General features: G+C 57.7%; 21 protein-coding genes. 16 read left to right on the top strand and 5 right to left on the bottom strand.

The window, feature by feature from the left end; translation table 11 throughout:
- Positions 1-99 precede the first annotated feature (99 nt).
- Positions 100-858 carry an SDR family NAD(P)-dependent oxidoreductase gene (locus CUN67_RS19250; RefSeq protein ID WP_208716866.1) on the top strand — a complete coding sequence of 253 codons (759 nt, stop codon included), beginning with the start codon at positions 100-102 and terminating at the stop codon, positions 856-858.
- 71 nt (positions 859-929) lie between these two features.
- Here CUN67_RS19250 and CUN67_RS19245 read toward each other — a convergent pair whose 3' ends face one another.
- Positions 930-1778 carry a PhzF family phenazine biosynthesis protein gene (locus CUN67_RS19245; protein WP_208716865.1) on the bottom strand — a complete coding sequence of 283 codons (849 nt, stop codon included), beginning with the start codon at positions 1776-1778 and terminating at the stop codon, positions 930-932.
- A 113-nt stretch (positions 1779-1891) separates the two neighbouring features.
- On the opposite strand from CUN67_RS19245, the gene CUN67_RS19240 reads away from it, so the two are divergent.
- Positions 1892-2515: a glutathione S-transferase family protein gene (locus tag CUN67_RS19240; RefSeq protein WP_208716864.1), complete on the top strand. Its 624-nt coding sequence runs from the start codon at positions 1892-1894 to the stop codon at positions 2513-2515.
- On the opposite strand, the gene CUN67_RS19235 is transcribed toward CUN67_RS19240, so the two are convergent.
- Positions 2482-3972, bottom strand: coding sequence for a PLP-dependent aminotransferase family protein (locus tag CUN67_RS19235; protein ID WP_208716863.1), 1491 nt, complete (start codon positions 3970-3972; stop codon positions 2482-2484). The genes CUN67_RS19240 and CUN67_RS19235 overlap by 34 nt on opposite strands.
- Positions 3973-4107: 135 nt before the next feature.
- Here CUN67_RS19235 and CUN67_RS19230 point away from each other — a divergent pair, with 135 nt between their 5' ends.
- Positions 4108-4701: a LysE family translocator gene (locus CUN67_RS19230; protein WP_208716862.1), complete on the top strand. Its 594-nt coding sequence runs from the start codon at positions 4108-4110 to the stop codon at positions 4699-4701.
- A 400-nt stretch (positions 4702-5101) separates the two neighbouring features.
- On the opposite strand, the gene mqo is transcribed toward CUN67_RS19230, so the two are convergent.
- Positions 5102-6715 carry a malate dehydrogenase (quinone) gene (gene mqo / locus CUN67_RS19225; protein WP_208716861.1) on the bottom strand — a complete coding sequence of 538 codons (1614 nt, stop codon included), beginning with the start codon at positions 6713-6715 and terminating at the stop codon, positions 5102-5104.
- 510 nt (positions 6716-7225) lie between these two features.
- Positions 7226-7681 (bottom strand): carboxymuconolactone decarboxylase family protein, encoded by a 456-nt coding sequence (locus tag CUN67_RS19220; RefSeq protein WP_208716860.1) that lies wholly within the window; start codon positions 7679-7681, stop codon positions 7226-7228.
- A 64-nt stretch (positions 7682-7745) separates the two neighbouring features.
- Between CUN67_RS19220 and CUN67_RS19215 the strand changes: the two genes are divergently transcribed.
- Together CUN67_RS19215 and CUN67_RS19210 are read left to right on the top strand one after the other, a co-directional pair.
- Entirely contained in the window at positions 7746-9188 is a 1443-nt protein-coding gene (locus CUN67_RS19215) for a PLP-dependent aminotransferase family protein (protein WP_208716859.1), read from the top strand.
- An 81-nt stretch (positions 9189-9269) separates the two neighbouring features.
- Positions 9270-9908 (top strand): FMN-dependent NADH-azoreductase, encoded by a 639-nt coding sequence (locus CUN67_RS19210; RefSeq protein ID WP_208716858.1) that lies wholly within the window; start codon positions 9270-9272, stop codon positions 9906-9908.
- Here the strand turns inward: CUN67_RS19210 and CUN67_RS19205 are convergent.
- Complete coding sequence (locus CUN67_RS19205) at positions 9898-10140, bottom strand: DUF1158 domain-containing protein (RefSeq protein ID WP_208716857.1); 243 nt, start codon at positions 10138-10140, stop codon at positions 9898-9900. The two genes, CUN67_RS19210 and CUN67_RS19205, sit on opposite strands and share 11 nt — an antisense overlap.
- Before the next feature lie 283 nt (positions 10141-10423).
- Here CUN67_RS19205 and mntP point away from each other — a divergent pair, with 283 nt between their 5' ends.
- From mntP to CUN67_RS19150, 11 genes are all read left to right on the top strand, one after another.
- Positions 10424-10996 (top strand): manganese efflux pump MntP, encoded by a 573-nt coding sequence (gene mntP, locus CUN67_RS19200; RefSeq protein WP_084877771.1) that lies wholly within the window; start codon positions 10424-10426, stop codon positions 10994-10996.
- A gap of 466 nt (positions 10997-11462) precedes the next feature.
- Entirely contained in the window at positions 11463-12470 is a 1008-nt protein-coding gene (dgcN, locus tag CUN67_RS19195) for an N-acetyltransferase DgcN (RefSeq protein ID WP_208716856.1), read from the top strand.
- A 1-nt stretch (position 12471) separates the two neighbouring features.
- A complete protein-coding gene (gene dgcA / locus CUN67_RS19190; RefSeq protein WP_208716855.1) occupies positions 12472-13437 on the top strand; it encodes an N-acetyl-D-Glu racemase DgcA in 966 nt (321 codons plus the stop codon).
- 18 nt (positions 13438-13455) lie between these two features.
- Positions 13456-15327: an ABC transporter ATP-binding protein gene (locus tag CUN67_RS19185; protein ID WP_208716854.1), complete on the top strand. Its 1872-nt coding sequence runs from the start codon at positions 13456-13458 to the stop codon at positions 15325-15327.
- Between the two features lie 20 nt (positions 15328-15347).
- On the top strand, positions 15348-16889 hold the full coding sequence (locus CUN67_RS19180) for a glutathione ABC transporter substrate-binding protein (protein ID WP_208716853.1): 1542 nt from the start codon (positions 15348-15350) through the stop codon (positions 16887-16889).
- An 80-nt stretch (positions 16890-16969) separates the two neighbouring features.
- Complete coding sequence (locus CUN67_RS19175; RefSeq protein ID WP_208716852.1) at positions 16970-17899, top strand: ABC transporter permease; 930 nt, start codon at positions 16970-16972, stop codon at positions 17897-17899.
- Positions 17899-18783, top strand: a complete 885-nt coding sequence (locus tag CUN67_RS19170) for an ABC transporter permease subunit (protein ID WP_208717274.1) — start codon at positions 17899-17901, stop codon at positions 18781-18783. Before CUN67_RS19175 ends, CUN67_RS19170 begins: the two co-directional genes overlap by 1 nt.
- A 2-nt stretch (positions 18784-18785) precedes the next feature.
- Positions 18786-19826, top strand: a complete 1041-nt coding sequence (locus CUN67_RS19165; RefSeq protein WP_208716851.1) for a DmpA family aminopeptidase — start codon at positions 18786-18788, stop codon at positions 19824-19826.
- Positions 19827-19927: 101 nt separating this feature from the next.
- Positions 19928-20749, top strand: a complete 822-nt coding sequence (locus CUN67_RS19160) for a M55 family metallopeptidase (protein WP_208716850.1) — start codon at positions 19928-19930, stop codon at positions 20747-20749.
- Positions 20750-20833: 84 nt separating this feature from the next.
- Entirely contained in the window at positions 20834-21673 is an 840-nt protein-coding gene (locus tag CUN67_RS19155) for a fumarylacetoacetate hydrolase family protein (RefSeq protein ID WP_208716849.1), read from the top strand.
- A 142-nt stretch (positions 21674-21815) separates the two neighbouring features.
- The coding region (locus CUN67_RS19150; RefSeq protein ID WP_208717134.1) for a helix-turn-helix domain-containing protein at positions 21816-22031 on the top strand (216 nt) is incomplete at its 3' end.

The following is a 22031-nucleotide window of genomic DNA, read 5'->3' as shown; positions in this document are numbered from 1 at the left end:
TGTTGTTAGTGAAACAGTGCAGCGCATTACAACGAGTTTATAGATCAGACTTCAGAGAATATCCTTTAAACGAGTTCAATTTTGCAACAGGAGCGAATCATGAGTCACAAAATTGCGTTGATTACCGGTGGCAATCGCGGTTTAGGCAAGAATGCGGCACTAAAACTGGCGGCGAAAGGCACGGATATTATTTTCACCTACCGTAGCCATCAGGAAGAAGCGCAGGCGGTGGTGAAGGAAATTGAAGCGCTGGGTGCGCGTGCCGCCGCGCTGTTGCTGGATGTCGGTGACACCCGCCAGTTTGAGGGGTTCAAAGACCAGGTTAAAGAGACGCTGCAAAAGCTGTGGCAGCGTGACAACTTTGATTATTTAGTGAACAACGCCGGTCACGGTCATTATAAGTTGTTCAGCGAGACCACCGAAGATGAGTTCGATGCACTGGTTAACGTGCATTTTAAAGGCCCGTACTTCCTGACGCAGAAGCTATTGCCGCTGATTGTCGATGGTGGCCGCATTCTGAATATCTCCAGTGGCCTGACGCGTATCACCTATCCGGGTTCCGGCACCTATGCCTCAATGAAAGGGGCGATGGAGGTGCTGACGCGCTACCAGGCGAAAGAACTGGGCGACCGTGGTATCCGCGTTAACATTCTGGCTCCGGGAGCGATTGAGACTGATTTCGGTGGTGGCCGCGTGCGCGACACGAAAGAGATCAACGACACTATCGCCTCGCTCACCGCGCTGGGACGCGTGGGATTGCCGGATGATATCGGTGATGCCGTCAGTGCGATTCTGAGCGATGAAACCGGCTGGATCACCGCCCAGCGTATCGAAGCCTCAGGTGGCCAGGCGCTGTAACCCAAACCGGCGCAATAAATTGCGCCGCTACAGATACGTGCATGTGTCGTAGCGGCGCGATTTATCGCGCCTCAGAGTTCGATGGTGCCTGCGATGACCGTCACCGTCTGCCCGCCAATCCAGATGGCTTCTGATGTGAAACGTACCTGAATACGTCCGTCACGCTGAATCACGCTACCCTGGCGGGCGCGATAGTCAGCGGTGTGCCCCTGGGCGGCAAAATAGCGCGCCAGACAGGCGTTGGCGCTGCCGGTTACCGGATCTTCCACCAGAATACCGTTCTCAATAAACAGGGCGCGGATTTCATACTGCTCGCCTTCTCCCTGTGGCAATGGACCGAACGGGGCAATGCCATTCACTTTGGCATGTTTTTGCAGGCGTTGCAGATCGCTGGCATTGACCTGAATCTCCCGCACCGCCTGGGCGCTGGTCATCGGCAGCAACAGCCAGCGAATCCCCATATCCACCACCGTCGGTGACTGTGCCGTATCCAGCGCATCGCTATTGATGGCGCTGCCGATCAGGGCATCCTCGAAGGAGGTGAGGGTAGCAGCCGGAGCGGCAAACGCCAGAGCACCATCAGCGCCGATGTTAACGTCAACCAGCCCGACACCGCATTCCTGCACGATTTTACCCGGTGTTTTCAGCGGCCAGCCCGCCTCCAGCAGCGCATGGGCCGTGCCAAGAGTGGGGTGCCCGGCAAACGGCAACTCGCCGCCAGGGGTAAAAATACGCACGCGATAATCCGCCGCCGCGTCTTCGGGCGGTAACACAAAGGTGGTTTCTGACAAATTGGTCCAGCGCGCAATGGCAGCCAGCTGCGTATCACTTAATCCCTGCGCGTCCATGATCACCGCCAGCGGGTTACCGCGAAAGGCTGATGAGGTAAAGACATCCACTTGTTTAAACGCGACCTTCATTGTCACTCCTTCCTCGTTGAGGTTGTCTGAAATCCGGATTTACATGATGCTGATTGCTAAAGGTAATCAATAGGGCTATGAATAGATTAACAATTATGCAACCGGAGTTCGCTATGTTAAAAATTCTTGGCCGCACATCATCAATTAATGTGCGCAAAGTTTTGTGGCTGTGTGCAGAGCTGGATATTCCTTACGAGCATGAAGTCTGGGGTGATGAAAACAAATCGTTGCACTCGCCTGAATTTATGGCGCTCAATCCCAATGCCATGATCCCGGTGATTATCGAAGACGATTTTGTCCTGTGGGAATCCAATGCCATCCTGCGTTATCTCGCGACCAGCTACGGCGGCGAGTGGCTTTATCCGGAAAACCCGCGCGCTCGTGCCCCGATCGATCAATGGACGGACTGGCAGGCTACTGAACTTAACACCTCATGGCGCTACGCGTTTATGTCACTGGTGCGGAATTCACCGGCACATCAGGATGAACGCCTGCTGGCAGCTGCCTGCAAGGGCTGGAACCATACAATGGGCATTCTCAACCAGCAGCTGGAAAAAACCGGGCGCTACGTCGCAGGGCGCAACTTCACGCTGGCGGATATTCCGATCGGTCTGGCGGTGAACCGCTGGTTCGAAACCCCGCTCGAACATGCCGATTTACCGGCGGTGCGCACCTATTACGAACGTCTCACCGAGCGCGAAGGCTACACCACCTGGGGCCGTAACGGCACACCCTGATCCTGACCCGGCGGCAGGCCGCTTAATTCACAGGCCAGCGCGCCGGTACGCTCCAGCGCCCAGGTATAACGCGCGTCGAATGGGTAGCAGCAGGAGAGGCGCAGCGCATGGGTGTAGCGTTCGCTCAGCGAATAAAGCGCACCCGGCGTGAGACAAATTTGCTCCTGCAACAGCCGCTGAAACATCTCCACGGTATCGACTTTGCCCGGCAACTCAACCCAAAATACAAAACCACCGCGCGGCAGGGTCGCGCGGGTCCCCTGGGGAAAATGTCGGGCGATAATGCCGCGCGCCGCATCCAGATTGGCAGCATAACGGCGACGCAGCGTGCGCAGATGGTGATCGTAACCGCCACTGGCAAGAAATTCCGCTAACACCTCGCTCAGCAGACGCGATTCCGACATCGACGACACCGCCTTCAGACGGGCAATTTTCTCGTGAAAACGCCCGGCAGCCGTCCATCCCACACGAAAATCCGGTGCCACGGTTTTGGTAAAACTGGTGCAATAAATCACCCAGCCATCGCTGTCGAACGCCTTAACCGGCGGTGATAACGGCCAGTCAAACTGCAATTCATCGTACAAGCCATCTTCGATCAGCGGAAGATGGTAAGTGTTTACCAACTTCGCCAGACGCTTCTTATTTGGCAGCGGCATCACGTAGCCCAGCGGATTCTGTGCCCCTGGCATGGCGATCAGCGCCTGAATGCGTTGTTCCTGTAGCAGCATCTCCAGTGCGTCCAGAGACAATCCCTGCTGCGGGTCGGTAGGGATTTCCAGCGCCTTCAGGCCCAGCGAGGCCAGCAGCGGGAAGAGGAAGAAGTAGGTGGGCGATTCCAGCCCGACGCAGTCGCCAGGTTTGGTGACTGCCCGCAACGCCAGTTGCAGCGCTTCCATACAGCCGTGGGTGAGGGTGATGTCATCTACCGTCAGATTGATACCAACATGCAGGCTGCGGCGGGCAATCTCCTCCCGTAAGCGCTTACTACCGGGCGGAAGCACGTAGCGCCCGATAAGGTCCGGATCGCGCCGCAACATCGAAGCGGTAATACGACTCAGCCGGGCGGCGGGGAACAGTTCGCTATCCTGGGGGCACGCCAGCGAGATGTTGGTGTAATCCGGGTTATTCTGCGCGGCAAACACCTGCTCAATCAGTGCCAGCTTTTGTGCGCTGGGATCATCCTCTTTCGCCCGCATTTTCTGCACCGGACGCGTCACCGCAGGCAATACGGTGCGCACGTAATACCCGGACTGTGGGCGTGCTTCAATCAGGCCGCGATCTTCCAGGATTTGCCAGGCATTCAGCACGGTATTGATACTGACCTGATGTGATTGCGCCACCCGGCGAATCGCAGGTAAGCGTTTACCGGGCTTGAGGGTGCCCTGATGGATTGACTCGGCAAAGCTATCGGCCAGCTGCTGATACAGCGTCTGACCGGTTGAAAGAGGAAGGGACACAAAAGCCTCCAGACACGATGGGTACAATTTAATTTCTGGCAAACTGTAACCATAACAATAGTCATTTTGTGTCTCTGTTTCCATTGTTCCTTCACGATTAGCATGAAGCCATGTTGACCAATCAGGAACTGCATCATGCTCGATCCCTCTTTCTTCAGTTATGTCACGGTTATGTCGATCACACCGGGTCCGAATAACCTGCTGCTCGCTACCTCCGGGGTCAATTTTGGCCTGAAACGCACCCTGCCGATGGTGTTCGGCATTTTGCTGGGGTGTGCGGTGCAGGTGGTGCTGGCGGGAATGGCGCTGGAAGTGTTGCTGAACTGGATGAGCGCGGTGCGTCTGCCGTTGACGCTGGTGGGTTGTGGTTATCTGCTGTGGCTGTCGTGGAAGCTGTTTCGTGCAGGTGCACCGGAAATGCGGGAAAGCGCACGTCCGATGACCATTCTGGCGGGTGCCTGTTTTCAGGCGGTGAACCCGAAAGCCTGGCTGATGGCGACCAACGTGGCGCTGATGTACGCCAACAGCAACGGAGTGATGGCGGTGGTGCTAGGCTTCGCCCTGCTTAACCTGCCTTGCATTCTGATTTGGGCGGCACTGGGGGATCAGCTGCGTAGCCATTTGCAGGTGGCGTGGAAGCGCCAGGCGTTTAATAGTTTGATGGCGTTGTCGTTGGTCGCAACCACGGGTTGGATGTTGTACGACGCGATCTCGCTTGCTTCGGTGTGATTTCGTTCGCCATTTTGCGGCTTTTTGCGCGATAAATCGCGCCGCTACAAATAACTGCACGCTGTTGTAGCGGCGCGATTTATCGCGCAATTCAGATAGCACGGGCTTGCAGGCGGTGGTGTTGGCGGCATGCGCAGCGCCGAGCGCAGAGGGAAGGCCAGGACGAGCCGCATGGATGCGGCGAGAGCGCGGCATGAGCCATGGATGGCGAATCCGCGTGGTCCGTCAGGCCTGAGAGATAAGCGAGGGAACAGCGCGAAGCGCTGCGCGAGGACGCCGCAGGGCGCGGATTGCTAAGGCCCGCGCCATCGGGCCTTAGCCCGTCCGCCTGCACGGCAGTGCTGAAACTGCCTTATGTATGGCGGCCGGAACCCCTGCGGAGCAAAACCGCTGGACGATCTTATTTCCCCACGACGTGCGCCGTCTCGCGCCCTTCATCGTTCGCCGCCATCGGCGTCACCGGCGCATAATCAAGTTGCAGCACGCGGCTGGTGTCAGCCAGCACTTTCTCCGTCAGCGCTACATCACCATTCAGCTTGCGACCCCATGATGGCAGCACTGCGCGGATTTTGGTCTGCCACTCAGGCGAACGCATCTGCTCCGGGAAGGCTTTGGCCATCAGCTCCAGCATAATGGGAGCTGCCGTTGATGCCCCCGGTGAGGCACCCAGCAGTGCAGAAATCGTACCATCCTCAGACGTGACCACTTCGGTGCCAAGGCGCAACACACCGCCGTCTTTCTCATCATTTTTGATGATCTGCACGCGCTGGCCTGCCGTCACCAGACGCCAGTCTTCCTGCTTCGCCTGCGGCACATAGGCACGCAGAGCTTCCATACGGTCGCTGTCGCTTTGCAGAACCTGATCAACCAGATATTTCACCAGGTCGAAGTTTTTCAGGCCAACCTGCATCATCGGCATCAGGTTGCTGCCGTTCATCGCGCCGAACATATCCAGCAGCGAGCCTTGTTTGAGGAACTTGGTGGAGAAGGTGGCAAACGGGCCAAACAGCAGCACCTGCTTGCCATCCAGCACGCGGGTATCGACGTGCGGCACCGACATCGGCGGCGCACCGACGGAGGCTTTGCCATACACCTTCGCCATATGCTGCTGCACCACCTCCGGGTTTTCCGTCACCAGGAAAGAACCCCCCACCGGGAAACCGGCGTAGCCTTTCACTTCAGGGATGCCGGATTTCTGCAACAGCGGCAGGGCGGCACCGCCCGCGCCGATAAACAGCTGACGTGCAGTGAGCAGACGGCTTTCACCGCTGGCCAGATTGAACAGGCTAACCTGCCAGCGGCCATCGCTCAGACGCTTGATATCACGCACTTCCTGCTGCATGCGCAGGCGGAAATTGGCTTTCTTCTCCAGCGAGGCAATCAGCTGACGCGTGACTTCACCGAAGTTAACGTCAGTGCCCATTTCGGTCCAGGTGGCGGCCACTTTCTGCTTTTTGTCGCGGCCATTCATTACCAGCGGGATCCACTGAGAAATCTGTTCGCGCTCTTCCGAGTATTCCATACCCCGGAACAGGGTGCTTTTCTGCAACGCGTGGAAACGTTTGCGCAAAAATTCAACGTTATCATCGCCCCAGACGAAACTCATGTGCGGCGTACTGTGGATAAAGCTTTTCGGATTGCGCAGGTTGCCTTTCTGCACGTGATACGCCCAGAACTGGCGGGAAATCTGGAACGATTCGTTGATCGCCACCGCTTTAGCAATATCGATGCTGCCATCCGCCTTTTGCGGCGTATAGTTCAGCTCCGCCAGCGCAGCATGGCCGGTACCGGCATTGTTCCAGCCATTGGAAGACTCTTCCGCCACCGTCGTCAGGCGTTCGACCATCTCAATTGACCAGTCCGGCTCCAGATCCTGCAACCAGGTGCCTAAGGTAGCACTCATTACGCCAGCGCCAATCAACAGCACATCGACGTCTTTTCGTTCCTGAAGGTTAGCGCTATCCATGCCAGCGGCGCTTACTGCCAGCGCCAGATTTACCGCAGTTTTGCTCATGAGGCGACATCTCCTCTCTCTGTTGACCTGAAGTTCAACAGGTTCGCAGGCGAAACAGTCACGCTTCTTTCGAGCGCGTCGTACTGTTTCTCAAAGGTTAAGACTCAGGTTAAGTCGTGGGGGTGCTAACGGTTAACTGCACGTTATGCATAGTCATTCGAATATAACATTCTCGTATCGGAATTAAACGTTTGTTTATTTTTTAAATGCAGAAATGATTCAGCATAAGAATTAATCAGTTCAACCCGCTTGTCATAAGGGATTTTTATCCCCTAATCAGGTGGTTACGAGAAGGGTAATGTTGCGACATTGTGAGTGGGTTGTACAGATCAGAAAGTGGCTAACACAAAATAGTTAACATTAACTAATTGAAAATTATGAATTTAACAAAATTTGATTTTTTATGCGGTTTTTATGTTGCGCAATATTTCGCCGTATTGTGTAAAAATAATGTTACATTTGTGTGGTAGCAAATCTGGGCGCGCAGTGACGCGCCCGTCAGAAGATTTTTCAATCACGCGGTGCACTGTCGGGCAACTTTTTCAGACTGATCGCCAGCCGGTTATAGGTGTTCATCAGGCCGATCGCTACGTTGAGATCAACAATTTCCTTATCGCTAAATACCGCCTGAACCTGGGCAAACAGCGCATCCGGCGCGCCCCGGCTGGAAATCAGCGTCAGACTCTCTGCCCATGCCAGAGCCGCCTGCTCACGCGCATCAAACAACGCGCCTGACTCATGCCATACCTGGGTTAACACAATTTTATGCCACGGCATGTCTGCTTTATGCAGCGCCTGGGTATGCATGTCGATGCAGTAGGCACAACCGTTGATCTGTGAAACCCGCAGAAAAACCAGTTCCAGCAGGCTGTGCGACAGGTCAGTCTGCGACAGGTAACTATAAACGCCACCTAAGGCTTTCATTGCCCCAGGGGCGGCACTGTAAAAATCGATACGCTGGCTCATTTTCCTTACCTCAATCAGTTATGGTTGGCAGGTGCATTGTTCATCGCCTTATGGAGCAGCAAAAGTGCCAAAAAATGACAAAAACAGTGGCCCATTGGCGCTGACGCTGGATCGCGCGGATACGCGTGGTTTAAGTGAACAGCTGCGGCAGGTCATCAGCAGCGCGATTGCCGACGGGCAACTGACGGCAGGGACCCGATTGCCTTCCTGCCGCGATTTGGCGGCGCAGCTGGGTGTGGCGCGTGGCACGGTGCGTCGTGCCTATGACATGCTGGTCGATAGCCAGCTGCTGGTGGCGAAAGGGGCGGCGGGAACCTTCGTTGCAGCGGCAGCGCTGACCCAGCCGCCGCGTGCACCAATAACGGCAGCGGGATCGCCACTGCTGGATATGATCTATGACTTTGACACCCCGCCACTCACTTTCCAGATGGGCGTGCCCGCCAGCGACGCCTTCCCTGCTAAGGTCTGGACGCGCGTCCTGCAACGTCAGGCGCGACAACAGGCCAGTCAGTCGCGTGGCTATCCCGATCCGCGCGGCAGCCTGGCGCTGCGGCAGGCACTGGTGGGCTATCTGGCGGTGGCGCGCGGTATTCAATGCCAGGCGAGCCAGATCCTTATCACCAACGGCTATGCGGGCGCGCTTGGGTTGATCGCGCTGGCGCTCGGCTTGCACGGCCAGCAGGCATGGATGGAAGAACCTGGCTTTATGCTGGCGCGCGCCGCGTTGCAGCAGATGCATGTGACGCCGGTGGGTATTCCCGTCGATGACGAGGGGTTGCAGGTGACAGAGGGCATGGCACGCGCACCTGATGCCGCCTTTGCGCTGGTCACGGCAGGGCAGCAGGCTCCCCTTGGCGTTACGCTCTCGCTGCCGCGCCGTCAGGCATTACTGGCCTGGGCCAGCAGCCAGCAACGCTGGATTATTGAAGATGATTATCTGGGGGAGTTGCAGCTGGGCAGCCGTGCCGCTCCGGCGCTGGCGGCGATCGATAGCGAAGGGCGGGTGATCCACGTCGGCACCTTCAGTAAAACCCTCAGCCCCAGCCTGCGTCTTGGTTTTGTGGTGGTGCCGCCAGCGTTGGCCGTGCGTTTTGCCGATACCAGCGCTTTGCTGGCTCCGGCCTCGTCAGCGCTGCTGCATGACGCGGTGGCGGAATTTCTGCGTGAGGGACATTTCCTGCGCCATTTACGCCGAATGAAGCGGGTCTACCATGAGAGGCTGGAGGGGATTGTCGCCGCGTTACGTCCGCATTTTCCTGATGTGCAGCGCGCCGGGCTGGCGGTGATTATCCGCTTAGCGGCAGGCACGCCAGACCAGCAAATCGCGCGTGAGGCACTGGCCTACGGCCTGGCACCTGCGCCGTTATCGATCTGGTATCAACGCGAATCCGGGCGGCAATACGGTTTCCTGCTGGGGGTCACCCAGCTACCGCGTGAAGGGTTTGCGCGCTGCGCCGAACGACTGAAATGGCTGGTGGATGCCCATCAGCGGCGAATGGACCAATAAAAAAGCGCATTCTTGTGCCTTTTTCTGGTCCATCGTGAGGATTAAGGTACGCCTCATTGCCATCAATGAGGAACCTTAGCCATGAAATTGTTACATGTTGATGTGAGCCCGAAAGGGGCCAAATCCAACTCTCGCGCACTGAGCCGTTATTTTGTCGAGCGTTTGCAGGCGCACTCGCCTGAGATGCAGGTGGATTATCTCGATCTGGAGCAGCATCCGGTGAGTCATGTCACGGGGGAGTTTGCCCAGGCGACCTACACACCAGAAGACCAGCGCACGCCACGGATGAAGGCCGTGCTGGCGGATTCGGACCGCTTATGCGAGCAACTGCTCAATGCCGATGCCTTATTGTTCGCCATGCCGATGTACAACTGGAGTATGCCATCCGCGTTTAAAGCCTATATTGATGCCATCATCCGCACCAATCTGACTTATCACTTTGATGAACAACAAAATGTGATTGGCAATCTCACGCGCCAGAAAGCGCTGTTTATCACCACGCGCGGAGCCAGCCTGCAACCGGGTTCACCCTATGCAGGGATGGATGCCTTAACGCCAGCGCTGCGCGCCGCCTTTGGCTTTATCGGCATCCAGGCTCCGCAATTTGTTAACGCGGAGCCGCTGGCGTTTGCCGATCAGGCCGCCCGTGAAGCCGGTTTAGCCCAGGCCTACCGCGATCTGGATGGGGTAGTGGCGCAATGGGCCGGGGTTACTGCCTGAACCAGCGACGCCAGACGAAGCGAATAACGAAAAACTCAACCGCGCCCAGCAGCAGAAACCACAGGCAAAACACAATGGTGTAAAGCTGATTAAGATCCTGCAAATGGAACCGGGTTTGCAGGCTCTTTGCCATCGCAAGGCTAAATGCCGGTGCGGGCAGCAGCAGCGCAGAGAGAAAGCCCAGCAGCAGAATACCGCCAGGGATAATCAGGGTTTCTAACGGATTTTTCATCGCAAAATTCCACAGCAAATCGCGCGGGCATTAGCGCACAAAGCCCGGCGGGGTGCAATCCCCGGGGTTGTCAGCCCAATAATTTTCTTCTATTCCATTCACTTAGCGACATTTTTAGCGAGAGTTAAGAGTTATAGCCTTTGCTATACTTAAATCCATGATTTTACTGTCTTTTTTTTGGTGATTTTGCGTGGTAGACTGCGCGCACTTTTTCATTACTGAACAATAAATGCAGACAAACCTCAGGCTTTCTCGCCTTTTGGTCTGCGTTGACTGAAAAATCATGACATTTATCGCAACCCTGATTCTGGCCTTTGGTATGTCGATGGACGCCTTCGCCGCAGCACTTGGCAAAGGCGCATCCCTGCATCGCCCGGATTTCAAAGAGGCGCTGCGCACCGGTCTGATTTTCGGTGTGATTGAAATGCTCACCCCGCTGATTGGTTGGGCAATTGGCCTGGCGGCCAGCCGTTATGTGATGGCCTGGGACCACTGGCTGGCATTCGGCCTGCTGACGTTACTCGGTGGTCGTATGATGATGGCTGGCTTCAGCCAGACCGCCGGTGAACCTTGCGAACCACCACAGCGTCACGGTTTTATGGTGCTGGCGTTAACCGCGGTGGCGACCAGCCTTGATGCGCTGGCGGTGGGTGTTGGCCTGGCATTTTTACAGGTCAATATCGTGCTGACTGCCCTTACCATCGGCGCTGCCACCACCATCATGGCGACCACAGGCGTGCTGGTTGGCCGCTTTATCGGTCCGGTGATGGGCAAATGGGCGGAAGTGTTGGGGGGCGTTGTCCTAATTTGTATCGGTTGCACCATTCTGGTGGAACATATGGGTTGGTTCAGTTAAGGTTTTAGTCATTAGCGGATTGTGCAGTTGCTTAAAACCTTCGTTTTTGTGATCTACTTCAAAGTTTCTTGCTTAGAAAACAAGCTGGGGCTATACTTTTTTTAGTATTTCTCAACTTATTTTTAATCAGGTGCTTTATGAAACGGTTCTTCAAATACGTGTTTCGTGCTTATGTTGAAACTTACAAACACGTACCGCCGGGTGCTTTAAACTAAGTACCCCGCACGCAACCCTCGATAATCGCGGTCAGGGATCGACCGGTGATTATCAATGATTTTCTTATCTCTCCCGCCCGTTATCTCCTCATTTTTCCCCTGAAATCGCCACTTTGCCGCTGCTGTCATCAGATTTTGATCTGACTATAGCCTCAGGTTATACCCTATAACTAAACAAGCATTCGTCACTCCTTCCCGCTGCATGAAATAGTCAGCTCAGGTCCTATTCACCTGTCTGACACGAGAACATCATGCTGATCCCTCAACCTTATTTATTGTTTCTTGGCGACGTTACCGATCCACTGGCAGCAAAAACCGCGCGCGGCATCCATGTCTGGCGTCCGGAGCAGTGCGTGGGCGAAATCAAACTGCCGGGCTGTAGCGTTAGCCTTGGTCTGGAAGAACTCGACATTGCCACCGCCAAAGCGCGCGGGGCGAAAACCCTGGTGCTCGGTACCGCCAACGCCGGTGGTTATCTGCCGCAGCACTGGCTGGAAACCGTGTGTAGCGCCATCAAAGCCGGTATGAATGTGGCCAGCGGCCTGCACCATCGTCTGGTGGATGAGCCGGAACTGGTGGCACTGGCGCAGGAATATGGCGTCGAGTTGTTCGATATCCGTCATATGCGTCCGAAACTGGATGTCGGCAGCGGCAAGAAGCGCAGCGGTAAGCGTGTACTTACTGTCGGCACCGACTGCTCCGTCGGCAAGATGTACACCTCGCTGGCGCTGGAAGCGGCGATGCGTGATATCGGTATGAAGGCCGATTTCCGCGCCACCGGTCAGACCGGTATCCTGGTTGCCGGTGCCGGTATCGCCATCGATGCCGTCATCGCCGACTTTATCGCCGGTGCGGTGGAAGCCCTGGCTCCGGCTAACGAAGATGACCACTGGGATATCGTTGAAGGCCAGGGGTCGCTGTTCCACCCGTCCTATGCCGGTGTGTCGATGGGCCTGATCCACGGTGCGCAGCCGCACTGGCTGGTGATGTGCCACGAAATGGGCCGCCCGCATATGCGTCATCTGCCGCATCAGCCGATGGTGAGCCTGAAAGATTGCGTGGACGCTAACTTCCGCGCGGCTGCCGTCACCAGCGATTCGGTACAGCTGGCAGGTTTTGCCATCAACACCTCAAATTACAGCGAAGAAGAAGCGCGTGCTTACTGCGCCGAAGTCAGCGCCGAATTTGGCGTACCGGCCACCGACCCGGTGCGCTTTGGTATCGCTGATATCGCCGCGTTACTGAAGGAGCGTGGCTAAGATGCGGCGTATGCAGATTGAAGTGCTGGAGCTGCCGCTGGCGCGTCCGTTTGCCATATCGCGTGGCACGCGCACCGCAGTGACGGTCATCCGCGTGACTCTGGAGCAGAACGGCTTTATTGGTCGCGGCGAATGCACCCCCACGCCGCGCTACGACGAAACGCCGGAAAGCGTTAACGCTGAACTGGAAGCGTTGCGCGCCGACATTGAAGCGGGCCTCAGCCGTGTCGATCTGCAAACCCGCCTGCATGCCGGTTCAGCGCGTAATGCGCTGGACTGCGCGCTGTGGCGGCTTGATGCGGCGCTGGCGAAGCAATCCTTCTGGCATCTGACGCAGCAGGAGCAGCCGATTTCGGTGATCACCGCCGAAACCCTCAGCCTTGATTCGGTCGCCAACATGGCCGCCGCGGCGGAAGATGCGGTATCACGCGGCGCTATCCTGCTGAAAATCAAACTGAACCGTGAAGACATCCTCGAAAAAGTGGCCGCCATCCGGGCGGCGGCACCCCATGCCACGCTGATTATTGATGCCAACGAAGCCTGGTCCGGTGTGGATTTGCACAGCCTGCTCAACGCGCTGCTGCCCTTCAATATCGCGATGGTCGAGCAACCGTTACCGGCGGGTCAGGATCAGGATTTACAACGTTTCACCCATCCGATTCCGGTGTGCGCCGACGAGAGTTGCCACACGCGGGAAGACATTGCGCAGCTGCGTAATCGTTACGAGATGATCAACATCAAGCTGGATAAATGCGGCGGATTAACCGAGGCACTGGCGATGGTGGAAGAAGCGCAGAAACTGGATATGCGTCTGATGGTGGGCTGCATGCTGGGGTCTTCGCTGGCGATGGAAGCGGCGCTGCCGGTGGCGATTGCCGCTGAGCATATCGATCTCGATGGCCCGATCTGGCTGGCTGCCGATAGCTCGCCGTTCCTCTCCTATTCCCAGGGCCGAATCTGGCTATAACCCGCACGCGGAGCAACGATGACGGACACTTTACTTATGCACAACGCCGCCAGCGTTGCCGGTTCCGCGACGGCGCCGGTCCTCGCTATTTCGGATCTCAGCGTCAGCTTTCGTGGCCGTAGCGGCGTCAGCCAGGCGCTGAAAGGCATCAATTTTTCGATTCATAAAGGGGAAATCGTGGCGGTGGTCGGCGAAAGCGGATCGGGCAAATCGGTGACCTCGCTGGCGGTGATGGGGCTGCTGGCGGCCTCGGGCCGTATTGATCGCGGCTCCATCCAGTTTCGTGACCGCAAAGGTCAGCTGCATCAGCTGGAAAAACTCAACGAAAACCAGCGCCGCGCGTTGCGTGGCCGCGAGATGTCGATGATTTTTCAGGAGCCGATGACCTCGCTGAATCCGGTGTTACGCGTCGGCGATCAGCTCACCGAAGCACTGCGTGATCAGCATATTTGCGGCAAAGCCGAGGCTGACGCGCGCGCCCGTGAACTGCTGCGCCAGGTGCGCATTGCCGATGTCGATCGCGTGATGAAAAGCTACCCGCATTCGCTATCGGGTGGGATGCGTCAGCGCGTGATGATTGCCCAGGCGCTGGCCTGCGATCCGCAGTTGCTGATTGCTGATGAACCCACTACCGCGCTCGACGTGACGGTGCAGGCTCGTATTCTGCACATCCTGCGCGATCTGCAACGCGCCAAAGAAATGGCGGTGCTGTTTATCACCCACGACATGGGGGTGGTGGCGGAAGTGGCCGATCGCGTGGTGGTGATGTATCGCGGCGACGTGGTGGAACAGGGAACGGTGGCGGAAATCTTCAACGCGCCGCAGCATCCTTATACCAAAGCCTTGCTGGCTGCGGTGCCCAGACTCGGTGATATGCGTGAACACGCATGGCCGCAGCGTTTTCCGCTGCTCGGCGCGCAACCGACCGATAACGCCGAACAGCGCACCGCGCGTTATGACGATAAACCGTTGCTCGATGTACGCGGCCTGAAAGTCTATTACCCGATTCGCAGCGGCATTTTCTCGGCGCTGACTCATCAGGTACACGCGGTGGAGCAAATCGATTTCACCCTGTGGCCGGGAGAAACCCTGGCGATCGTCGGTGAGAGCGGCTGTGGCAAATCCACCACCGGCCGGGCGCTGATGCGTTTAATTCACAGCGACGCCGACAGCATCCATTTTCAGGGCAATGAAATCGCCAACCTGAAAGAAGCCCAGTTCCAGCCGCTGCGCCGTGAAATCCAGATGGTGTTTCAGGACCCCTACGCCTCGCTTAACCCGCGTCTGACCGTGGGCTTCACCATTGCGGAGCCATTGCTGCTGCATGGGGTGGTGAAGTCGCTGGAGGAGGCGACGCCGCAGGTGGAAGAACTGCTGAAAAGCGTTGGCCTGTTGCCGGAACATGCGCGCCGTTACCCGCATGAGTTTTCCGGCGGCCAGCGTCAGCGTATCGCCATTGCCCGCGCGATGGCGCTGAAACCGAAAGTGATTATCGCCGACGAAGCGGTGTCGGCGCTGGATGTGTCGATCCAGGCGCAGGTGGTGAACCTGATGATGGATCTGCAACAACAAACCGGCGTGTCGTGGATTTTTATTTCGCACGATATGGCTGTGGTCGAACGCATCGCCAACCGCGTGGCGGTGATGTACCTCGGACAGATTGTCGAGCTGGGGCCACGTCAGTCGGTGTTCAATGACCCGCAGCACCCCTATACCCAACGGTTGCTGGCCTCGGTGCCAGTGGCTGACCCACAGAACCGTCCACTACGCACCTTCGATGATAGCGAGATCCCTTCGCCGTTACGCAAGGTGGGAGAAACGGTCATTAAACCCCGTTATCGCCAGGTTGCGCCGCAGCACTGGGTCGCTGACGGCATTGTTTCGCGCTAACCCCAATACCAGGAGATTTTATGCACCCGTTTTTCCGTCGCACGTCGCTCGCACTCGGACTTACCCTCTCCCTGGCGGCTGCCGCACAGGCGCAGGATCTGCATATTTCGATGTATGCCGATATCACCGGCCTTGACCCGCACGATACCTCTGACAACGTCAGCTATTCGGTGCAGAGCGGTATCTTTGAACGTCTGTTCCAGTTTGATGCGCAGATGAAGCTGCAACCCTGGCTGGCAACCAGCTACACCAGCAACGACAGTGCCACCGAATTCACCCTGACGCTGCGTAAAGGTGTCACCTTCCAGGACGGCACGCCGTTCGATGCCGAAGCGGTGAAAGCCAACCTGGATCGCCTCGCCGATCAGACCAAAGGTCTGAAACGCAACAGCCTGTATAAGATGATCCAGAAAGTCACGGTTCTGGCACCGGATCAGGTCAAAGTCGAGCTGAACCAATCCTTTGGTGCCTTTATCAACACCCTGGCACACCCGTCGGCAGTGATGTGGAGCCCGGCAATTCTGAAACAGTACCCGGATGAAGCGCAGCTGCGTCTGCATCCGGTCGGCACCGGTCCGTTTAAATTTGTCGACTGGCAGCCAGGTAAAGCCGTCACCCTGACCAAATACGCTGGCTACTGGCAAAAAGGCTGGCCGAAAGTAGACAACGTGACCTTCTCGCCCAGCCCGGAAGATGCGACTCGCGTTGCGGCGCTCAAGTCGGGCCAGGCGGATGCGATCTGGCCTCTGCCGTCCGATCTGATCAGCACCGTACAGAATGACAGCAAGCTGGCGATCCAGCGCGATCCGAGCATTTATCTCTACTACATGGCGATCAACACCCAGCATAAGCCGCTGGCGGATCTGCGCGTGCGTCAGGCGATCAACTATGCCATCGACCGCAACCTGTGGCTGAAAGTCGCCTTCGCCGGTATGGGCAAACCGGCCACCTCGGCCATCCCGGAAGGAGTGCAGTTCTATCAAAAGCAAAGCGATCCGAACTATCGCTATGCGCCGGACGAAGCCAAAGCGTTGCTGAAGGCGGCCGGTTATCCGAACGGTCTGGACCTGAAGCTGTGGACCACCAATGCCACCGCCAGCGTGCGTGCGGCGCAGTTCCTGAAAGCGCAGCTGGCGACGGTGGGTATCCGCGTTACCGTCACGCCGATGGACTCCGGCACGCGAAACGCCAAATTGTGGGGCGTGAAGGATCCGAAGCAGGCCGAGTTCGACCTCTACTACGGTGGCTGGTCAACCTCAACCGGCGATGCTGACTGGGCGTTGCGTCCACTGTATGCCACCGAGTCCTGGGTGCCGACCTCGTACAACGTGTCCTACTACAGCAACCCGGCGGTGGATAAAGCGATTGCCGGTGGTCTGGCAACCGCCGACCCGGCCAAACGCGGCGTGGCCTATGCCGAAGCGCAGAAACTGCTGTGGAAAGATGCGCCCGTCGCCTTCCTTGGTACGCCGGATAACCTGGTCGGTAAGCGCAGCAACCTGACCGGCGTTTCGATGCTGCCGGATGGCAACTTCCTGTATACCCAGGCTGCATTCAAATAAGCACAACCCGTAGCGGCGCGATTTATCGCGCGTTTTTTACCCTCGGCAATTTATTGCGCCGCTACACCTGAAGGAATCGCATGTTCGCATACATTATTCGTCGTCTGCTGGAGATGATCCCGGTACTGCTGGTGGTCTCGCTGCTGGTATTCGGCTTCATCAAACTGCTACCGGGCGACCCGGCGCGTATCTATGCCGGACCGGATGCACCGCTGGCAGCGGTGGAAGCGGCGCGTCAGCACCTCGGTCTGAACGATCCGCTGCCGCAACAATATCTGCACTGGCTCGGTGGCCTGTTCCGTGGCGATCTTGGCGTGACCTATCGCACGCAGCAACCGGTGCTGGAGGTGATTAAACAAGGATTTATGCCGACCATGTGGCTGGCACTGGCGGGCTTTGCCTGGTCGGTGATTCTTGGCCTGTTTCTCGGCGTGCTGGCGGCACTGAAACGCGGCAAATGGCAGGACTGGACGCTGATGAGCGTCGCGGTGGGTGGCATCTCGATGCCGACTTTCTGGCTGGGTCTGCTGCTGATCCAGTTCGTCGCCATGCCTTTTGGTCTGTTCTCAGTCAGTGGTTTCAACAAACCTGCCGATATCATCCTGCCTGCCATCACGCTCGGTTCCTCGGTGGCGGCAGTGATGGCGCGTTTTACCCGCTCGGCCTTTCTTGAAGTGGCGCAGGAAGATTATGTGCGCACCGCCAAAGCGAAAGGGCTGCGTAACCGTCTGGTCACCTGGAAACACGTGATGCGTAATGCGCTGATCCCGGTGATCACCATGCTGGGTTTGCAGTTCGGTTTTCTGCTGGGGGGATCGATCGTGGTGGAAAGCGTCTTCAACTGGCCGGGTCTTGGCTGGCTATTGATCGAATCGATCAAAGCCCAGGATCAGCCGGTGATTCAGGCGCTGGTAATGCTGTTCGTGTTTGAATTTATTGTGATTAACCTGCTGGTAGACCTGCTCTATGCGGTCGTTAACCCGGCGATTCGCCTGCGACAGGAGCCATGATGAGTCTGCAATCTCTGCCTGCCAACACGCAGGAGACCATCCGTTCGCCGTGGCGCGATTTCCTGCACGCCTTTGTGCGCAACCCGCTGGCGCTGGTCTCAGGCGGCTTTGTGCTGCTGCTGGTGCTGGTGGCGATTTTCGCCCCGTGGCTGGCACCGTGGGACCCGATGGCACCGGACTGGATGGCGCTGTCGTCACCGCCGTCAGCGGCGCACTGGATGGGTACCGACGATCTGGGCCGTGACCTGCTCAGCCGTATTATCTATGGCGCGCGTATCTCGTTATACGTTGGCGTATTGTCGGTGACGCTCGGCATGGTGGTGGGCGTGCTGCTTGGTCTGCTGGCGGGCTACTATGGCCGCTGGATCGACATGCTGATTATGCGCGGTTCTGACGTGTTGTTTGCCTTCCCCGGTATGCTGCTGGCGATTGCGGTGGTGGCGATTCTTGGCCCTGGCCTGAATAACGTGATCATCGCCGTGGCGGTGTTCAGCGTGCCGGTGTTTGCCCGTATCGTGCGTGCTTCAACATTGTCGCTGAAGCAGGCTGCCTATGTGGAGGCGGTGCGTTGTGCGGGTGCACCGGATCGGGTGATCCTGCTGCGCCATATTCTGCCGGGTACGCTGTCGAACGTGATTGTCTACTTCACCATGCGCATCGGCACCAGTATTCTCACCGCAGCCGGACTGAGTTTTATCGGTCTTGGCCCGGAGCCGGATGTCCCGGAGTGGGGCAACATTCTCGCGATGAGCCGCAACATGATGATGGCAGGCATGTGGCACGTCAGCGTGTTCCCCGGTCTGGCCATTTTTATCACGGTGCTGGCGTTCAACCTGCTGGGCGATGCTCTGCGCGATACGCTGGACCCCAAACTGAAGAGTTAAGCATGGATTTTCAACAGATGCAGCGCGACCTGCTGCTGCAACGCTGGCGTGATGAGCGTCAGCTCGGCCAGCCACGCAGCGCCTGCGGGCCAGCCAATCGTATCAGTGATGTCCCTGGCGTGCGCGTCGGTCACTCCACGCTGGACGCCGGGGAGATCCAGACTGGCGTCACGGCGATTGTGCCGCCGGGCGATAACCTGTTTCAGCAACCGCTGCCCTGTGCGGCGGCGGTATTTAACGGTTTTGCCAAACCGGTGGGACTGGTGCAGGTGGAGGAGCTGGGCGTGTTGCAGACGCCGATCCTGCTCAGTAACACCCTGGCTGTCGGGACGTTGTTTACCGCGCTGGTGCGCGATGCCATCAGCCGTAACCCGGAGCTGGGCCGCAGCCTGCCCACGGTCAATCCCGTGGCGCTGGAGTGCAACGACGGCTGGCTGAACGACATCCAGGCGCTGGCAGTGACGGAAGCGATGGCGCAGCAGGCGTTGAATGCGGCGCAGGCGGATTTTGCCCGTGGCAGCGTCGGTGCCGGGCGCGGCATGAGCTGCTTCAGCCTGAAAGGCGGGATTGGCACCGCGTCGCGTCTGATACCGACGCTCAACGCCACGCTCGGGGTGCTGGTGCTGGCGAACTTCGGCGCGCTGACCGCGTTAACGCTGGACGGCGTGCGGCTCGGCGAAATGATTGCGCCGCTGCTACCGGAACTAACGCCACAGCGGGATGCGGGGTCAATCATCATCATCATGGCGACAGATGCGCCGCTGGATGCGCGCCAGTTAAAGCGCGTGGCGAAGCGTGCCGGTGCCGGTCTGGGACGGCTTGGCAGCTACTGGGGGCACGGCTCCGGCGATATCGCGCTGGCGTTCTCTACCCAGCCGCAACCGCAGCCACCGGAAGATGCCGCGCTGGAACCGCTGCTCGCCGCCGCCGCAGATGCCACCGAACACGCGGTGCTGGATGCGCTGTTAAGCGCTGAAGCAGTGACCGGTTTTCGCGGCCATCATCGCCCGGCGTTGACGGATGTGCTGGATAAGCTCGCTTAACATGACCATTGCGCGATAAATCGCGCCGCTACAAAAGAGCGCACGTACTGTAGCGGCGCGATTTATCGCGCGTTTTTTGATAACGGAACAAACCTCATCCTATGAAAATCTTTATCTCTGCCGACATCGAAGGCATCGCGGGCGTGATGCGCCCGGAACAATGTTCACCGGGCCATGCGGAACATCAGCTGGCGCGTGGGTTGATGGAGCAGGAAGTGAACGCCGCCATCGACGGCGCTTTCGCCGGTGGCGCAACGGAAGTGGTGGTTGCCGATAGCCATGCGCAAATGACCAATCTGCGCGCGGAAAACATCGATCCCCGCGCCCGGCTGGTGCAAGGCAAACCGCGTGGATTGTCGATGGTGGAAGGGCTGGAACAGCAACCGTTCGATGGCCTGTTTTTTATCGGTTATCACAGCGCGGCGGGAGAGCCGGGCGTGCTGGCGCACACCATCAATGGCCGTGCATTCTGGCGTATTCATATCAACGGCAAAGTGATGGGCGAGAGCGATATCTATGCGGCGGCGGCGGCCGAGCAGGGTACGCCGCTGTGGCTGGTGAGCGGTGACGACCAACTGCAGGGCTGGATGGCGCAGCATTATCCATCGGTCGATTACGTCTGTGTCAAACGCGCCATCTCCCATACCTGCGCCGAGTCGATCAGCCCGCAGGCGGCACAGAACGCCATCCGCGCTGCCGCCATGGCCGCAGTACAACGTGCGCGTCAGGTCGAAACCACACGCCTGAGCGCCCCGTATGAGATGCAGCTCCAGGCAAGCAAGCCGGTGCTGGCCGATCTGTTTAGCCTGATCCCCGGCGTCACGCGGATTGATGCGGTGACGGTCGGCTATCGCGCAGAGAAGATGGCTACGCTGATTAGCCTGCTCAGCGCCTTCTCTTATCTGGCGAGTACGCAAAATTAAAGCCACATCGCGCGCAGGTCGTACCGCTTTCCTGTGCGGCTTTTGGTAATCTGCGCGCGATTTTTTTATTCCAACGAGGCAGTCATGCAGCTTTGCAGTTTTTATCTTATTGACCAGGCAACAAAAAGTTATGGCATCGTGCAGGAAAACGGTGTGGTGGATCTCGGTAAACGCCTCGGTGCCGAGTGTCCCGACCTGAAAACCCTGCTGCAACGCGGTGCGCTTAGCGACCTCACGGCCTATGGCGAGCTGCCAGCCGATTATCCCTTCAGCGCTATTGGTTTCCTGCCGGTGATCGAGAATCCAGGCAAGGTGTTCTGCGTCGGGATGAACTACGCCGACAAACGCCAGGAATTTGCCGCAACCCTGGAAGCGCCGACGTTGTTTGTACGTTTTGCCGATTCACTGGCGGCGCACCAACAGCCGCTGCTGAAACCCGTCACCACCCAGGAGTTTGACTACGAAGGCGAGCTGGCGGTGATCATCGGCAAGCCGACGTACCAGGTGCAGGCCAGCCAGGCGCTGGCGCATGTGGCGGGTTACAGCTGCTTTATGGATGCGACGGTACGTGACATGCAGTTCACCTGGTTTACCGCCGGTAAAAACTGGCCGCAGACCGGTGGCTTCGGTCCGTGGATGACCACCGCTGACGAGATCCCTGATCCGCAGCAGCTGGCGATCAAAACCTGGCTGAATCAGCGTGAAGTGCAGAACGACACCACCGCCAGCATGGTGCATCCGGTGGCGAAGATCATTGAATACATTTCGGCGTTCAGCCCGCTGGCGGCAGGGGATGTGATCATCACCGGTTCCCCGGGTGGCGTTGGCAAAAAGCGCACGCCACCGCTGTTTATGTTCCCCGGTGATGAGATCGAAGTGGAGATCGAAAAAATCGGGCGACTGCGTCACCGTATCGCCTGTTAAGTTATCCCGGTTTCCAGGTGCGCATGAATGCGCACCCTACAGTCGTAGGGTCGGCATTCAGGTACAAACCGGGCACATAGGTAACACTTTAGACCGGGCACATGGGTAACAGTTATAAACGGCATAGCAGAGGAGACTCACTATGCCCTGGACTGAGACTGTTATCATGCAACGCCTTGAATTTATCCGTGCCTGCCTTGCAGGCACTCATTCCGTTTCTGAACTTTGCCGTCTGCACCGTATCAGCCGGAAAACCGGCTATAAGTGGCTCAGCCGATTTGACCCCGCTGACCTCTCCTCTCTTCAGAACGCCTCACGGGCAAGACTCACACAGCCGGAGAAAATCTCTCCGGATATC

Source organism: Pantoea cypripedii, from assembly GCF_011395035.1.
GTDB lineage: Bacteria > Pseudomonadota > Gammaproteobacteria > Enterobacterales > Enterobacteriaceae > Pantoea > Pantoea cypripedii_A.
The sequence above is the reverse complement of the archived record's forward strand: the minus strand, read 5'-3'. Positions and strand labels throughout refer to the sequence as shown.

Coding starts and splice junctions, on each gene's coding strand:
- CUN67_RS19250 (WP_208716866.1), top strand. CDS start 100: ATGAGTCACAAAATTGCGTTGATTACCGGTGGCAATCGCGGTTTAGGC.
- CUN67_RS19245 (WP_208716865.1), bottom strand. CDS start 1,778: ATGAAGGTCGCGTTTAAACAAGTGGATGTCTTTACCTCATCAGCCTTT.
- CUN67_RS19240 (WP_208716864.1), top strand. CDS start 1,892: ATGTTAAAAATTCTTGGCCGCACATCATCAATTAATGTGCGCAAAGTT.
- CUN67_RS19230 (WP_208716862.1), top strand. CDS start 4,108: ATGCTCGATCCCTCTTTCTTCAGTTATGTCACGGTTATGTCGATCACA.
- mqo (WP_208716861.1), bottom strand. CDS start 6,715: ATGAGCAAAACTGCGGTAAATCTGGCGCTGGCAGTAAGCGCCGCTGGC.
- CUN67_RS19220 (WP_208716860.1), bottom strand. CDS start 7,681: ATGAGCCAGCGTATCGATTTTTACAGTGCCGCCCCTGGGGCAATGAAA.
- CUN67_RS19210 (WP_208716858.1), top strand. CDS start 9,270: ATGAAATTGTTACATGTTGATGTGAGCCCGAAAGGGGCCAAATCCAAC.
- CUN67_RS19205 (WP_208716857.1), bottom strand. CDS start 10,140: ATGAAAAATCCGTTAGAAACCCTGATTATCCCTGGCGGTATTCTGCTG.
- mntP (WP_084877771.1), top strand. CDS start 10,424: ATGACATTTATCGCAACCCTGATTCTGGCCTTTGGTATGTCGATGGAC.
- dgcN (WP_208716856.1), top strand. CDS start 11,463: ATGCTGATCCCTCAACCTTATTTATTGTTTCTTGGCGACGTTACCGAT.
- dgcA (WP_208716855.1), top strand. CDS start 12,472: ATGCGGCGTATGCAGATTGAAGTGCTGGAGCTGCCGCTGGCGCGTCCG.
- CUN67_RS19185 (WP_208716854.1), top strand. CDS start 13,456: ATGACGGACACTTTACTTATGCACAACGCCGCCAGCGTTGCCGGTTCC.
- CUN67_RS19180 (WP_208716853.1), top strand. CDS start 15,348: ATGCACCCGTTTTTCCGTCGCACGTCGCTCGCACTCGGACTTACCCTC.
- CUN67_RS19175 (WP_208716852.1), top strand. CDS start 16,970: ATGTTCGCATACATTATTCGTCGTCTGCTGGAGATGATCCCGGTACTG.
- CUN67_RS19170 (WP_208717274.1), top strand. CDS start 17,899: ATGAGTCTGCAATCTCTGCCTGCCAACACGCAGGAGACCATCCGTTCG.
- CUN67_RS19165 (WP_208716851.1), top strand. CDS start 18,786: ATGGATTTTCAACAGATGCAGCGCGACCTGCTGCTGCAACGCTGGCGT.
- CUN67_RS19160 (WP_208716850.1), top strand. CDS start 19,928: ATGAAAATCTTTATCTCTGCCGACATCGAAGGCATCGCGGGCGTGATG.
- CUN67_RS19155 (WP_208716849.1), top strand. CDS start 20,834: ATGCAGCTTTGCAGTTTTTATCTTATTGACCAGGCAACAAAAAGTTAT.